This window comes from Moorena sp. SIO2C4 (assembly GCF_010672485.1).
GTDB classification, from domain to species: domain Bacteria; phylum Cyanobacteriota; class Cyanobacteriia; order Cyanobacteriales; family Coleofasciculaceae; genus Moorena; species Moorena producens.
On the sequence record NZ_JAAHGN010000066.1, the window covers coordinates 1 to 14,112 of the forward strand.

The window sequence follows — 14,112 nt, forward strand, 5'->3', positions numbered from 1 at the left end:
TGTGTATTTGCAACCGTGTTGGTAAATGTTGTCCTTCAACCAATTATGGAGCGTACTAAAGTTTCCTTGCTCAATTTTTGGTATAATTTCAGGTTGTTCCGTTACTGCGGCTTCAAAAAACTGGGCGCTCATCAAGTTACCCAAGGTGTAGCATTGGAACATTCCCCCAATCTGACCAGTGTACCAGTGAACATCTTGCAACACCCCGTCACTGTCATTCTGGGGAACAACCCCTAAATCTTCACGATAGCGTTCATTCCAGGCTTCCGGTAAATCCCTCACCTGTAGCCTACCCTCAAGCATCATCAGTTCTAAGTCAAAGCGGATCATGACGTGGAGATTGTAAGTCACTTCATCAGCATCCATGCGGATTACAGACCGCTGCACCTTGTTGATTGCCTGATAAAAGGCATCGAGGGAAACATTACCCAGTTGAGAGGGGAAGTAGGATTGTACTTGGGGATAGAAAAATTTCCAGAAGCCCCGACTACGCCCAACAATATTTTCCCAAAGTCGGGACTGGCTCTCATGGACCCCCGAGGATGTCCCACAGGCAAGAGGAGTGCCTTCCAAATCTCGTCTAATTCCTTGCTCATAAAGACCATGACCCATTTCGTGGATGCTGCTAAATAGAGCCTGACTCAGGTCATCTTGATCAACACGGGTCGTAATGCGCACATCACCGGTAGAGAAGTTGATCATAAATGGGTGATGGGTTTGGTCTTGCCTTCCCCGCTCAAAGTCATATCCCATTTGCTTGATGACCTTGAGAGTCAAATCTAACTGTTGCTCTTCAGGATATCTTTGGTGTAAACAGTTGTCATCGGTGGGACTTTGGGCAGTAATAGCCTCGACAATTGGCACTAATTCCTCTCGCAACTGAGAAAAAAGCCTCCGCAAAATAGAGACTTTCATCCCATAGTCAGCAAAGTCAATTAACGGGTCAGCGATATGTTCGTAACCTGGGAAAAAATAAGCCATTTCACGGCTGAGGTCAAGAGTTTTTTCCAAGTAAGGGCGCACCGCTGCAAAGTCGTTGGTGGCTCTTGCCTTTACCCAAACACTGTACGTTTGGGTCCGATGTTCAGAGAATTCTCCCATAAATTCCGCTGGCACCTGCACGGCTCTGTGGTAATTTTTTCTAGTGCAGCGGATTAAGCTAGCTTCGTCAGAAAAGTAAGGTAGAGTTTCTTCATAGGGGCGTAACCCTTCCAGGAGTTCGCCCATGGCTGGGTCAGTAAATTTACTATGGGCAATTTTTTGTAGAGTAGCCAGCTGACGTCCCCTAGCAGCTGCACCACCGGGAGGCATATAGGTGGCCTGATCCCAGTACAACAAAGATGCGGCTGCTTCTAAGTCGTTAATTTCACTAAGGCGTTTTTTGAGTTTGAGAAGTTTCGGTTGAGTTTTTTCGGTAGTCTGCATGATGCTAGATTGACACATTCAGGCTATTAGTTTATGGTTACGGTATTTTGCCGAATAGTAAATGTACACCTGACGACCGAAAATAAAAATCTTACCCACAAAAATGTCCGATACTAATGAATCAGACAAGTGGGCTGAAAGCTAAGACCAAGTTGCGTTTTTCAAGTGCAATTTACTTGTCGGACAATGGCGAAATAACCAAGTCCTTATTTCCTCTCGTTACGATTTAAGCTGCAACTTGGTACGAGCACTCTGGTAAAGCTGAGTAACTGACTCAGATGCCAATGGCTATGAAAACGTCATACCCATAGCTGAGTGTTATAGCATAGTATACGAACTACTATTGTGCCATTTCTTAAGGACTTACTAGTATAGTGTAATCCCTTAAAACCAGACAATCGCTCTAGCTATTGGCACAGTGGTAAGTATTCCTACCGACTGAAGCTCACAGCCACTAGCTTCGAGCTTGTCCAATACTCGCCGAAAGTAGGATGTCACAAGGATCTGTTTGCACTCTCATTTGGCTCAGGACTTATGCACCCTTTCCGTGTACAACCTGTGTAAATCTGAAGTTCTGTAATCCTAAGTTCGATTTTTCCTATTAGTAAAAACCTATTCCTAAAAACTTTTTAGTAAAAACCTTGATTTTTGGTTTTATATCATGTCGGGATAATTACCCTTAATAAAAATCTCCCCCATCTACCCATCTCCCCACACTTTCCACCCTCCCCACACTTCCCACCCTCCCTCTAAATTATGGGTATTCAACCTGACTTGATATTAGCTGGAGTTTGTCCTATGGATGCAAGCCTTTTACCTTTTACCTTTTACCTTGGCCAAAGGCCATCCCAAGCGAGTTGGCTGTTCGTATATCCGTTTGAGGGTATTGATGTCTCTAGCAGAAATTCTAGGGGGATTGCGAACTTGGGAAAAGTACAGCGCATCAGTTTCTAAAGGAGAATGACCCCAAATACCTAATGCATGACCCAGTTCGTGACGGGCAGTGGCAAGGGTGTAGTCAATGGATTGCTGAGGAGAGAGAAGTATGGTAAACTTATGCAATAATAGATTATCTAATATTTGCTCTGGTGCACTGATGGATTGCGCCAGGTAAAATTCATAGCTAGTAACGGCTGAGCGAGCGCGAGACCAATCAAAGGTTCCGGTCTCACGGTTGAAGGAAACTTTTAGAGGAGGGCGCGATCGCAAAATCGATATATCTGCTAATTCCTGCTGGTCAACTAGTTCTAGGGGCAAATAAATGCCCCATTCTGCCACCGCCTTTAGCACCGCATCAACCCATTGTTGGAAGCGCTGGTGCTTCGCATCAACCACACCCGGTGCTTGGGGGTGTTCCACATAAACCTTGACGGGAAACTGAGACCAGATCAGATAACCTAAGGGAGTGCCCTTGATTTCAGAAAAATAATCACCGCTGCCGGTAGGGTCTTGCCACTGGGCAAGGGGAGTTGGTAGAGGGTGAGGCTTAGAAGCTGGTAGGGCAGGTGAGGTTACTGGCATCGAAGCCACGATAGCAGAGGAGGCTTCTGTTAATTGGTTAAACTTTGGGTATAAACCAGCTGCGGTGCTTGACTGAATCAACATCACTAACAGACAAGTGACACCCCCTAGAAACAGGGCTATCCATAGCTGCTGATTGTTTTTATAAAAATCTAAACGCTGAAAACCCCGTCTCTTTAGAGCGGGGATGAAAGCGAACAGCGCGCTTTTAGCCATGAGAAAAATATCTTGGGAAGTTCCAGAATTTTATAATGAATCTTGTAGAATAAAATATCAGCAGTTATAGGTCGAAACTGATGATAATATTAGAGTTCAAAGCATAGGGCAAAAAACATCAATATTCTGCTATAGACGAGGCGATCAGAACGGTTCAATTCATCCGTAACAGTTGTTTGCGTTACTGGATGGACAACAAAGGGGTCTCAAAATACGACCTCAACAAATATAGTGCCGTTCTTGCTAAAAAGTTCCCTTTTGCTAATGAGTTGAACTCTACTGCCCGTCAGTAAGCGTGCTGAACGAGCATGGTTAGAAGTTACCGTAAGAATAGGGTCGTCTTATTTCATGAGTTTTAACCCTTTTATGCATAGCCTATCGCCTATAAAGGCTCCACTATTCTAAGGTTTCATCTCCGGTCATCAATCCCTCGCTTCTTTGACAACTGCAAAAAGAAGGTACCCGGTAAAAAAGGATTTCCCCGATTTCAAAAACATTGCCGTTCGGTCGAGTATAAACAGTCAGGTTGGAAGTTATCCCCTGATAAAAAGTCGTTCGCGAAGCGTCGGCTTTGCCGAATCATATTCAGTGACAAAAAGGGAATCGGGAAACTTAAACTCAAGGGTACATGGGATTTGTGGCGCTTCGATAAGAAGCAAATCAAGCGGGTTAGGATAGTCCGTCGGGCTGATGGTTACTATGTCCAGTTTTGCGTTCAGGTTGATATTAATGAAGAGCTGGAACCGACTGGAAACACAATCGGGTTAGATGTTGGACTAAAGGATTTCTATACGGATTCTGACGGTCATGCTGAACCTAATCCTAGATTTTACCGAACGGGAGAGAAACGGTTAAAGTTTTATCAACGCCGGGTATCCCGAAAACAGAAAGGCTCTACTAACCGTCGAAAAGCCATTAACAGACTAGGCAGGACACACCTTAAAATAAGCAGGCAACTTGAAGTCCACCCCAAGAGACTGGGAACGAAGTTACCGCAAGATAGTGGAGCCTTTATGGGTGATCGGCTTTGCATAAAAGGGTTAAATCTTTTGTAATAAGGCGACCCTATCTAAGGTTTCGTCTCCGGCGAGCTGCGTAATTCAGTCTAACGACTTGATCGCCTACGTTCGCGAAGCGTGCCGAAGGCAAGACTTGAGGGTTAAGAACTTGGCTAAAAACCACTGTCGCGGCTTATCTATTAATGATGCAGGTTGGTATCAATTTAGGAAATGGTTAGAGCATTTTGGAACTAAGTTCGGCAGGATAACTGTTGCAGTAAACCCTGCTTACAAAGCGCCAAAATTGTTCTGAATGCGGCGAAGAGGTCAAGAAGTCACTATCAACTCGAACTCACGTCTGTAAGTGTGGTTGTCAGTTGGACCGAGACCACAATGCTGCAATCAATATCCTCAAAAGAGCCTTAAGTACGGTAGGGCATACCGGAACTTGGATTGACCGTAGGTCACGCTACGCGAATGACGATCCGAACGCTTACGGAGAGGATACCTCTACTCTTCTTGGCTCCGGCCTGGTTGAGCAAGTAACCTCGTTGAAGTAAGAATCCCCGTCTCGCGATTAGCGGGGAGTGTCAACTACTGGTTTAACCAACCTGCACTTAAAATCACTGTCAAGCTCATAAAGGTAATCGCCAAGATCCAGGTCACCCGGTTCAGGGCTTTTTCAGCACTCTTGGTGCTGGTAAACAGCTGAGCTTGACCACCGATACCGCCAAGGCCATCTCCCTTGGGACTATGGAGCAAAACCAAAATAATCAGACCCAAGCCAGATAAAACCCAAATAATTTGCAGGATTTGATTAACCATTCTTTTGACAATATTACGGCATTGAGAAGTTTTGAACTCTCCCTCGGTTAAAACAAAGGGGTTCTCAACTTGAAGTTTTATAGAGAAACTCGCACGGGTGTCCGGTTATTACGGACTTCCAACTCAGCGGGTTGGATCATAGAACGCCCAGTCATTTCTTTTGGCTGGGGGAGTTGCAAGATTTCCAAGATGGTCGGGGCAATATCTGCCAGACATCCATCACAGCGCAATGCAACTTCTGTTCCATGTCCAGGGATTTTTAATTTTTCCCCTTCTACTAGGATAAAGGGTACTGGGTTGGTCGTGTGAGCTGTCCAAGGATTACCTGTCTCATCGCGCATAGTCTCGGCGTTGCCGTGGTCAGCAGTAATCAGGGTAGTGCCACCAACTTTAATAATCCTATCAATTAAGCGTCCTAGGCAGCGGTCTACGGTTTCCACTGCTTTTATGCAGGCTTCTACATTGCCAGTATGCCCCACCATATCAGTGTTGGCATAGTTAATCACTACCAGGGAGTAAATGCGTTTTTCGATGGCTGCGATCACTTCATTGGTCACTTCCTTAGCTGACATGGCTGGTGCTTTATCATAGGTTGCTACCATCGGACTTTGCACCAATTCCCGGTCTTCACCCTCGAAGGGAACTTCTAGACCACCATTAAAAAAGTAAGTGACGTGGGCGTATTTTTCTGTTTCCGCAGTTCGGAATTGGCGCAACCCATGCTGGGCAATAACTTCCCCCAGAATATTAGTCAAGTTCTGAGGTTCAAAGGCCACCAATACCGGAAAATTGGGGTCATACTGGGTAAAGGTGGCAAAGGTTAGGGGTTTGATCTGTTCCCGTTCAAAGCCATCAAAGTTAGGATCCACCAAGGCTTGGGTAAGCTGTCGGGCTCTGTCTGGACGGAAGTTAAAGAAAATTACTCCATCTCCTGCTGTCACAGCTCCAGGAGTAAGCCGTGTGGGCAAGATAAACTCGTCAGTAATGTCTGACTCATAAGACTCCTTGAGGAATTCTGCTGCTGAGATAGCATTTCCAGGACCATCCTGAGTGATGACTTCATAGGCTTTTGAAATCCTTTCCCAGCGTCGGTCTCGATCCATGGCGTAGTAGCGACCACTAATAGTGGCTATGCATCCAATGCCAACTTGATCAATATAATCTTGAATTTTTTGAATTGCTTCAATCCCCTCGGTCGGTTTAGTATCACGACCATCGGTAATCGCGTGGATATAGACCTCAGATAGATTTTGGGCTTTGGCTAGCGCTAGCAATCCCAGGAGGTGATTGAGATGGGAATGCACCCCACCCTCAGAACACAAACCCACGATGTGCATCTTCCCACCCCGAGATTTAACCTCTCGGCATACTTGCACAAGAGCTTGGTTATCGTTTAAAGTGCCATTTTCCACCGCATCAGAGATGCGCACAAGTTCTTGAGGCACCACACGCCCAGCACCTATATTCAAGTGCCCCACTTCCGAATTGCCCATTTGACCCTCTGGGAGTCCCACGTCCTTTCCAGAGGTGCGAATTAATGTACTCGGATAGGCAGCCCAGAGGCTGTCCATTACAGGGGTGTTTGCTAGGGCTATCCCATTGGCATCAGTTACTTCGCGGTAACCCCAACCGTCTAAGATAACTAGCACCACAGGAGAAACAGGTGCTTGCCTCATCATATCGCCTTTTATCCTACTCTTAATTGCACCGCGATCATATCATTCCAAATCCGCATATCCATGATAAATTTCGATTTTTATTAGGTTTGGGCTGCCAGAGTGAGGATAATCCTTAAATCTTTTCCTAGCATCGGTTTTGGCTACCCCAAGCTAATAGGAATTTATACTCGCAAATCAGGATCTAAATTATAAAAGCCTTACTCAGACAAAATTGGAAAATTCCTAAGCAAAATTACTTATAACAGCCTACATTTAAAAGGAACATAAGGGTAGGAAGGTTACAGACAATCATTTCGATCAACATGCCAAGCTATAAAATGAGTATGTATAGGTAATGCTTATGACTGTGCGATCGCATTTCCCGATATGACTGCCAATCTCACTTCTCCAGATTCCAGCCCCAGCTTGATTTCCCCTAGCATTTCTCTCCAAAAGAGTGTAGACTCCTTACCGACTACTTCCCCTCTGAAACTGGGAGTGATGGCTTCCGGAAGTGGCAGTAACTTTGAAGCGATAGCTAGTGCGATCGCAAACGGCCAACTCAATGCCCAAATCAGCGTGCTCATTTACAATAACCCAGGCATTAAAGCGTTAGCTAGAGCGGAAAAATACGGCATTCCAGCAGTCCTACATAATCACCGGATCAAAAAACGGGAAGATTTCGATCAACAAATTGTCAAAACTTTACAAGAGTATGAGGTGGAGTGGGTCGTGATGGCTGGTTGGATGCGAGTGGTGACACAGGTACTCCTAGACGCTTTTCCTAATCGGATTCTCAATATCCATCCCAGCTTATTACCTAGTTTCAAAGGCGTGCGGGCGGTGGAACAAGCCCTTGAGGCTGGGGTAAAAATTACAGGGTGTACGGTTCACGTGGTCAGTCTAGATGTTGACAGTGGTCCCATCCTTTTCCAGGCAGCTGTTCCGGTGCTACCCGATGATACCCCAGAAACCCTCCATGCCCGGATTCAAGTCCAAGAACATCGGATTCTAGTCGAAGCGATCGCATTAATCAATTTTTAACAAAATAGGGAGAGTTTGAGGGGGCGAAATTCCCCCACCTGGCCTACGGCCACGCTACGCGAAGGTTCAGGTATTGAAGTTACCGTAAGGATAGTGGAGCCTTAATCAAAAAGTTTTAACCCTTTTATACATAGCCGACCAACCATAAAGGCTCCACTATCCTAAGGTTTCGTCTCTGGGATGGATAGCCCCTTGGCCTACGGCCACGCTACGCGAACAAATACTATAAACCTGCTTCCTGACCCAGCTCTCTATATATTCTCCAACGCTTACCCCAGAGTCTTTAGCTGCTAGCTGTAACCATTTCCAAGTAGTGTCTGTAAGCCAGATTCCGTGCTGTCTTTTTATCTCGTCATAATGAGCAGGTGCTCCTCTCATTCTTTTCTGAGGATTTTTCCTTTTTGTGCTTGACATTTCTATTTACCATCAACTATACTAATAGTATAGCAAATAAAGAGCACAGAATTCAATGATGTGATTCCACTCATGGCGATTCTCAGGCAGACATTCCGTCTATATCCCAACAAAACAGCTACATCAAAGATGTTTTATGCAAGAAAACTTCACCAGTTACTCTACAACGCTGGGATAGCTGATCGCCGTTATGAGTGGAAAGCAAATAAAAAATCTATAGGATACCTTGACCAACAAAATTGTTTACCCGATTTCAAGAAATGCTGGCCGGAATACAAGGAGTTGTATAGCACTTCTTTGCAGGCTACTCTGAAGAGAGTAGACCTTGCATATAATCGGTTCTTTCAAGGGTTAGGTGGAATTCCAAAATATAAGCCAATTCGCAAATACTCCGGATGGACTTACCCTAGCAAGGCTGGTTGGAAGACTGACACTAACGGAAAAGATGGAACCTTGACGCTAAATGACCTCGGACTCACTATAAAGATGCGTGGTCAAGCCAAGTCTTGGGGGACACCAACGACTCTGACAATTACTTACAAGCCCAGTATAAATGCTTGGTATGCTTCAATAACTGTTAAGACAGAAACTCCTGATCCTAAATATGGCTCAGAATCTGACTTAAAATACGAGAAAATCGTAGCGTACGACCTAGGTACTGAGACTGCGATTACAGCCTTCAATGGCAGCGAGTTTGAGGAAATAGCTAACCGGCGTTTTACAAAGACTCTAGAACCTAAGGTAAAAGCTGCTGGCAAGGAAAAGCGTAGGAAGCAGGCTCCTAATTTCAAGAAAGGGATTAAGGCGTCTAAGCGTTGGAAAAAAGCCAACAAAAAGGAATCCCAATTGAATAGAAAAGCGGCTAACGCACGTAGAGATTGGCAACACGTCTTGATGCAGTCGCTCATGGGGGAAACCCCCAAGACCGCGCTGCATCGCAAGGTTACGTCAGATTTATCTAGTCGTTATGACATCGGCGTAACTGAGAAGCTAAACACAAAAGGAATGACCCGAAAAGCTAAGAAAGGGTCAAAAAGGAAAAAACAAAAAGCTGGATTGAACAAGGCTATTTTAGACGTAGGATTTGGCACTCTTAATAAAATGCTCACCTACAAAATTGAACTCAAAGGCGGAATTGTCCTTCAACTACCGACTAGACAATTAAAGCCATCTCAGCGTTGTCCAGAATGTGGAAAGGTTCACAAGAATTGGGCTGAACTGTCGAATAGATACCATGTCTGTGATGCTTGCGGCTTTGAACTTGATAGAGACAAGACAAGCACAATGGTAATGTTCAATGCAGCCCTAGGAAAACAGCCGGGGTACGGGACTGACCTCGATAAACGTGGATTTTCTAGCTCTACCTCAAAGACCAGTAAGCATACTGGATCGATGAGGCAACTAGGAAAGATGAAGCGTCAAAAATCACGTTCTAAGGACGGGTCTGCTGACACCCTGTCCTGGCCGTAGGCCACGCTACGCGAACGACCAGGACGGGGTAGTTCATTTGTTATTTAGCAAAGGGAGTCGGGAGTCGGGAGTCGGGAGTCGGGCATAAAAATTATCACAATTGATTAAAGATTATTATTTAATTTTTATTTAGTTGTTAATTTTTATTTGATTTTTAATTTTATATTTGGGATTTTTAATTAAATTTAATAGTCTTTTCTAGTCTATGTTGTATTTTCTAAATTACCCAATTTCCATACCAAACTAGACACAAAGTTGGTGACGATATGAGCTACTATTGGTACGAGTAAATTGTCTGTTGCTACCGCACTATACCCCAGAAGCAAACCAACAAGGGTTGCCCAAACTACATAGGGCCATTGTTGGATACCGCTTAGATGCAAAATCCCAAATAGCATACTGGAGGCTATGATACCGATAGCATTTAACCCTACTGCTGGCAACATCACACCCCGAAACAGTAATTCTTCACTCATACCGGGCAACAGTCCTAGCCACATTAAATCTGGTATGATTAGGGGCTTGAGAATTAACTTTAGGTATACTTCTGCACTCTGGCGATAAGCTGGCCAAAGACGATACACTAAGCCACTGGCTCCAGTAATTCCCAACCCCATGCCTAGTCCTATAAGTAGGGCATTGGGGGTAAATTTGATGGGCAGGAGACTCAGCTTACCTAGTTGCAGCCATAGCTTGGCAAAGATTAGTAACACTACGGCAGTTATACCCATTGCCACTAGTACTTGGATGCGGGTTAGGGGTTCAAGTTCGGGATTATCGGGAATTTGTTTTGTCACTAGGAAAAATGTAAGCGACGCAGAGTTGACACTCCCCGGCCTTTTGGTGCGAGGATTCTTTAGAGGAGATACCCAAGGGCATTGCTCGTAACAACCACATCGACTTCCCGTACCGTAGTACCAAGAAATCGGCAGTCCACTTGGCGGTGCCAATTGCCTCTACTCTCTCCAGCTTATTGCCATTGAGTCTACTTTAAAAGTTTTGATTTGATTCGCTCACCAAAAAGACTTCTGCTTGTAGAGGGCTGGGATTGGAGTCTTTGACCGAGCACCCATTTCGGGTAACTACCATTTAACCAAAGCGTCCCACTACTGGGATTTTCACCTTTTCTTTTCAGGTCACTGCGTCTACATAATTCTAACACAAAGCCGCCCTAGAAGAACGGGGTTTCAGACCCAATTTTTTGATGATAGGGATGGACTCAGAGCGTTAGGACTGATCCCAGCACGATGGGTAACCAGCAAGCCTAGAGCCTCTAAATATGAGTTTACTCGTATTGCTTTAATTCCCAAAGGTTCTGGAGGTACTTCCATGGTAGTTTGGTTTTCTTCAACGGCAATGATCTGGGTTTGCAACTGGCTAAAGCTTAACATTGCACTACCACCACAGGCGGTTGCTGGTATGACAATGGCATCTACATCATCAGCCCAAATGTCCCCTGGTTTTGAGGAAATCGTTTGAGAATCTGGATTAGCAAGGGAGGAGGGGGAATTTTTTTGGTTGACCACAAATTGGGGAGCGCGACTCAATCCTACTAAAACACAGGGTAAGAAGGTATAGCCCAATTCCTCTGCTGCTGAACGAGGTGACAATTTAGGATCGATGGGTAAAGGCATCAATGCTGGTGCATGAGCACAGGGAATTTGAAAGGTACGAACAATCAAGTGACTGATAATGGCTTCAGCACCAGCCAGGGGGTCTACGCCTCGACCATGACGGTAATCTTGCAATGCTTCACTATCAAAGTCATCGGGAAAACGCACTACTACTGCGATCGCATCTGCTCCAGCTTGCTCAATCAGGACTTGGGCTGCTCGCAATAAACTATCGGGATTTCCAATTGTTCCCCAACTGGCTCCAGATGCTGCTGTGCGCAGTTCTACATTTAAGGGAGCATCTGTAACTACGTAGTCGGTTAGATTCAGTCCTAGGGTAGCTCTGGTGGCATCTGCTGCTTGTAGGTGTCTCAAACGTAATTCCGGTTCAATCCCCTGATCCAGGAGTAATCCCACCCGGTTCTGATGTACAGGGCGTAATCCCCAGGATCCAGCGGCAAATTTGTCAAGGCCATAGCCTTCTACATAGAAGGCGTTGGGTAAGTTCCAGTACAACTGGGCACCATTGAGGACATTGGGATGGGTGATTAAGCGATCGCAAACTTGTGCGATCGCTCTAGCTACTGGCAAGGCATCCCCGGCATAGCCACCAATCGACGCTCCTACACCAGTAGGAATGATTAAAACAACGGTATAGGGACGCTGATTCACTTACTATTGACTGATTTAGTTACAATAGCTTCTACCGTAGCTTTCTCCTGCTCAGGGTCTACATGAGTAACCGCCCAGCGCAGGGGTTCTCCCCGTTCTTGTAGTTCTGCTTCAATGGCTTGGTGCAGTTCCTTAGGGGACTCTTGGAGGTCAATTTCTGCAGTAATGAAATGGGTTGTCATTGTTTTCTCCCTAATTCTAATTAGGATAATCTGGCTATCCTAATCTATGTGACATACTCCCACACTGAATCAGAGATTACAGTGTGGGCTTCTTGCCAACTCCACCCAACGGTTCGGATGCTCGGCAAGCTTTATTGACGACACGGGATGCCCCTCCGCACCGGAACAATACAACTCGTTCTATTTTTCAGTTAGTAGGTGGCGGTTAGCTCTTAATTTGACTACCCTACTATTTTCATCATAGACGGTAACAAAGTATCAAAGTTCGTTTCCGCCATTCATCCCACGCCAACCTTGCTCCTAGGGAGCCGCTACGCGAACGGTGCGGACGTGGGGCATAAGCGCGGATGAAGCTAACCATTCAGTCTAGCTATTAGGCTAATGGTATTTGATTATATAGCAGCATAGACCTTATGAAGGCTGACCAAACTGCCGGTCATACACTTCATCTTCTTTTGAGGTGTCAAATTTCAGGTTAGAGCGGGGATAAGCTACACACAGCAGCACATAGCCTTCTGCTTGGAGTTCTGGCCCTAAACCCATACCATCGGTTTGGTCTACACTGCCTTCTGCTACTCGTTTGGCAGCGCAAGTGGTACAGACTCCAGCCGTGCAGGAACTGGGTAAATCTATCCCCGCCCCATAGGCAGCTTCAAGAATTTTTTGATCCTCTGGCACCTCTATAGTGTATGTGTTGCCTTCGTGATTAAATTCGACGGTGTAAGTCTTGGGCATTGTATCAATTAAAAGCTGGATTCTCCGAATCCTATGAATAGGACAGGGAGGGTCACTGGCTTATTTTAGCGCTTTGTGGCATCCAAATTAAGCTGCTGCCTTCATTGGTCAATTGACTTGAGTACAAGGGACAACTCTATATTAGAATTTGGGCTAATTGTCAATATCATGGTGATCTAATCCCAATTCTTACGGCTCACACGGCTACAGATCAATTTCAGATGGCCATCTCCCCATCTGCATCTGTCATCTTACGGCGAAGTCTGGCGTTCCGTCAGTCAAGTAATGAATAGGAGTAGAGTGGGCATCCTGCCCGCCGGAAAATCTATTGAAACTGGCAAGATGCCAGTTCCACGCCTGATGCCCATTCTACAGGTGCGACCCGTGGCGAATTTAATAATTAGATGCGGAAAGCGCACCTACGCTTCAAATCATTCCATTATTAAGCAACGCCCGAAGCCTAGTATTGACTAGAGAATATTAGTCCTGACGTCATTGCTAAACAGTAGAATCAGGTTCTTAATGAAGTGTTGTCAACAGCTGAGTAGGTGATCTGTTTACTGTAATTGATTGGTTGATCAATCTTGCTTGGATTTGGCAAAATTTTTTTGACTTATTCGCTGTTTTATGATAAACACTGATTTGATTCATCGACAATTGTTGACTAAACGCAATTTAAGGATTATACCTCTGGGGAAAATCATCCTTAAATCCTGATCAGGTCTGAGATAAACATTAGTTAAGTTTCCGCAGATTTTTATTTAAAAAAGTTATTACAAAAAAGAACTAAATTGTCCGGAAAGATCTAGCTTAATAAGAATATGTATTTAGTGCATAACTACAGCTATTCTAAATCATTTGTAAACTATGCAAAATCATAAATCGTTGCTGGCTAAGGGTTATAGCTATATCTTTGGCCAGTAAATTTCACGAAATATATATAATTGTAATAGTACTTTTGGCTAATCAACTAGTTTAAAATTATCAATCGTTGCTCGCTAAAAATTAATTAAATAATATACTACAAAAAAAATAAATAACTAAATCGTATTTATTTTTAGGAGTGGGCTTCGATGGTCCTGTTGATCTCAGTCTCTCCCCGCTACACTTTGTTCAAGTTTGAATTTAAACGGCAGGAAAGTGAGTAAAGGGGAGATTTTGTGTCTATTTTGTATAGGGGTTAATGGGGTTAGGTAAATTTTTTAGGGAACAGGGAACAGGGAACAGGGAACAGGGAACAGGGAACAGATAAGAGGGGAAAAATCCTGTGTACCTGATTATAATACAAACCGCTATAGTAAAGCTAAAAAATATGGTTCTTCAGTACCTAGTATGCTAA

The 14,112-nt window shown here is 44.6% G+C and carries 12 protein-coding genes and 1 pseudogene; 4 read left to right on the plus strand and 9 right to left on the minus strand.

Annotated elements, in window-relative coordinates; genetic code table 11:
* Both F6K20_RS06065 and F6K20_RS06070 read right to left on the minus strand, forming a co-directional pair.
* Nucleotides 1-1,425, minus strand: a 1,425-nt coding sequence (locus F6K20_RS06065; RefSeq protein ID WP_287294103.1) for a carboxypeptidase M32, incomplete at its 3' end; no start/stop codon positions are given.
* A gap of 813 nt (nucleotides 1,426-2,238) precedes the next feature.
* The gene (locus tag F6K20_RS06070; RefSeq protein ID WP_008191843.1) at nucleotides 2,239-3,162 is read right to left on the minus strand and encodes a hypothetical protein; all 924 of its coding nucleotides are present in this window, start codon (nucleotides 3,160-3,162) and stop codon (nucleotides 2,239-2,241) included.
* Between the two features lie 131 nt (nucleotides 3,163-3,293).
* On the opposite strand from F6K20_RS06070, the pseudogene F6K20_RS06080 reads away from it, so the two are divergent.
* Nucleotides 3,294-4,720: pseudogene (locus F6K20_RS06080) on the plus strand (RNA-guided endonuclease InsQ/TnpB family protein).
* Between the two features lie 34 nt (nucleotides 4,721-4,754).
* On the opposite strand, the gene secG reads toward F6K20_RS06080, so the two are convergent.
* Together secG and gpmI are read right to left on the minus strand one after the other, a co-directional pair.
* Nucleotides 4,755-4,985: a preprotein translocase subunit SecG gene (gene secG / locus F6K20_RS06085; RefSeq protein ID WP_008191847.1), complete on the minus strand. Its 231-nt coding sequence runs from the start codon at nucleotides 4,983-4,985 to the stop codon at nucleotides 4,755-4,757.
* A gap of 77 nt (nucleotides 4,986-5,062) precedes the next feature.
* Entirely contained in the window at nucleotides 5,063-6,661 is a 1,599-nt protein-coding gene (gene gpmI / locus F6K20_RS06090; RefSeq protein WP_008191848.1) for a 2,3-bisphosphoglycerate-independent phosphoglycerate mutase, read from the minus strand.
* A gap of 369 nt (nucleotides 6,662-7,030) precedes the next feature.
* Between gpmI and purN the strand changes: the two genes are divergently transcribed.
* A complete protein-coding gene (gene purN / locus F6K20_RS06095; protein WP_287294100.1) occupies nucleotides 7,031-7,687 on the plus strand; it encodes a phosphoribosylglycinamide formyltransferase in 657 nt (218 codons plus the stop codon).
* Nucleotides 7,688-7,843: 156 nt separating this feature from the next.
* Here purN and F6K20_RS06100 read toward each other — a convergent pair whose 3' ends face one another.
* Nucleotides 7,844-8,101, minus strand: coding sequence for a hypothetical protein (locus F6K20_RS06100; protein ID WP_008191853.1), 258 nt, complete (start codon nucleotides 8,099-8,101; stop codon nucleotides 7,844-7,846).
* Nucleotides 8,102-8,173: 72 nt separating this feature from the next.
* Between F6K20_RS06100 and F6K20_RS06105 the strand changes: the two genes are divergently transcribed.
* Nucleotides 8,174-9,571, plus strand: a complete 1,398-nt coding sequence (locus F6K20_RS06105; protein ID WP_008191855.1) for an RNA-guided endonuclease InsQ/TnpB family protein — start codon at nucleotides 8,174-8,176, stop codon at nucleotides 9,569-9,571.
* Nucleotides 9,572-9,774: 203 nt separating this feature from the next.
* On the opposite strand, the gene F6K20_RS06110 is transcribed toward F6K20_RS06105, so the two are convergent.
* The 4 genes from F6K20_RS06110 to F6K20_RS06125 all read right to left on the minus strand — a co-directional run bounded on the left by F6K20_RS06110 (nucleotide 9,775) and on the right by F6K20_RS06125 (nucleotide 12,773).
* Nucleotides 9,775-10,368 carry a CPBP family intramembrane glutamic endopeptidase gene (locus F6K20_RS06110; RefSeq protein WP_008191857.1) on the minus strand — a complete coding sequence of 198 codons (594 nt, stop codon included), beginning with the start codon at nucleotides 10,366-10,368 and terminating at the stop codon, nucleotides 9,775-9,777.
* Nucleotides 10,369-10,758: 390 nt separating this feature from the next.
* Nucleotides 10,759-11,856, minus strand: a complete 1,098-nt coding sequence (locus F6K20_RS06115; RefSeq protein WP_008191858.1) for a DUF3326 domain-containing protein — start codon at nucleotides 11,854-11,856, stop codon at nucleotides 10,759-10,761.
* The gene (locus F6K20_RS06120; RefSeq protein WP_008191859.1) at nucleotides 11,853-12,038 is read right to left on the minus strand and encodes a DUF8621 family protein; all 186 of its coding nucleotides are present in this window, start codon (nucleotides 12,036-12,038) and stop codon (nucleotides 11,853-11,855) included. The genes F6K20_RS06115 and F6K20_RS06120 overlap by 4 nt, the downstream gene beginning before the upstream one ends.
* Before the next feature lie 411 nt (nucleotides 12,039-12,449).
* Nucleotides 12,450-12,773 (minus strand): 2Fe-2S iron-sulfur cluster-binding protein, encoded by a 324-nt coding sequence (locus tag F6K20_RS06125; protein WP_008191861.1) that lies wholly within the window; start codon nucleotides 12,771-12,773, stop codon nucleotides 12,450-12,452.
* A gap of 285 nt (nucleotides 12,774-13,058) precedes the next feature.
* Between F6K20_RS06125 and F6K20_RS06130 the strand changes: the two genes are divergently transcribed.
* Nucleotides 13,059-13,247 carry a hypothetical protein gene (locus F6K20_RS06130; RefSeq protein WP_131827212.1) on the plus strand — a complete coding sequence of 63 codons (189 nt, stop codon included), beginning with the start codon at nucleotides 13,059-13,061 and terminating at the stop codon, nucleotides 13,245-13,247.
* Nucleotides 13,248-14,112: the final 865 nt, after the last annotated feature.

Bases quoted from the DNA above. Each gene is read 5' to 3' on its own strand.
- purN (WP_287294100.1), top strand. From the start codon at position 7,031: ATGACTGCCAATCTCACTTCTCCAGATTCCAGCCCCAGCTTGATTTCC.
- F6K20_RS06100 (WP_008191853.1), bottom strand. From the start codon at position 8,101: ATGTCAAGCACAAAAAGGAAAAATCCTCAGAAAAGAATGAGAGGAGCA.
- F6K20_RS06120 (WP_008191859.1), bottom strand. From the start codon at position 12,038: ATGACAACCCATTTCATTACTGCAGAAATTGACCTCCAAGAGTCCCCT.
- F6K20_RS06125 (WP_008191861.1), bottom strand. From the start codon at position 12,773: ATGCCCAAGACTTACACCGTCGAATTTAATCACGAAGGCAACACATAC.
- F6K20_RS06130 (WP_131827212.1), top strand. From the start codon at position 13,059: ATGAATAGGAGTAGAGTGGGCATCCTGCCCGCCGGAAAATCTATTGAA.
- gpmI (WP_008191848.1), bottom strand. From the start codon at position 6,661: ATGAGGCAAGCACCTGTTTCTCCTGTGGTGCTAGTTATCTTAGACGGT.
- F6K20_RS06105 (WP_008191855.1), top strand. From the start codon at position 8,174: ATGGCGATTCTCAGGCAGACATTCCGTCTATATCCCAACAAAACAGCT.
- F6K20_RS06070 (WP_008191843.1), bottom strand. From the start codon at position 3,162: ATGGCTAAAAGCGCGCTGTTCGCTTTCATCCCCGCTCTAAAGAGACGG.
- secG (WP_008191847.1), bottom strand. From the start codon at position 4,985: ATGGTTAATCAAATCCTGCAAATTATTTGGGTTTTATCTGGCTTGGGT.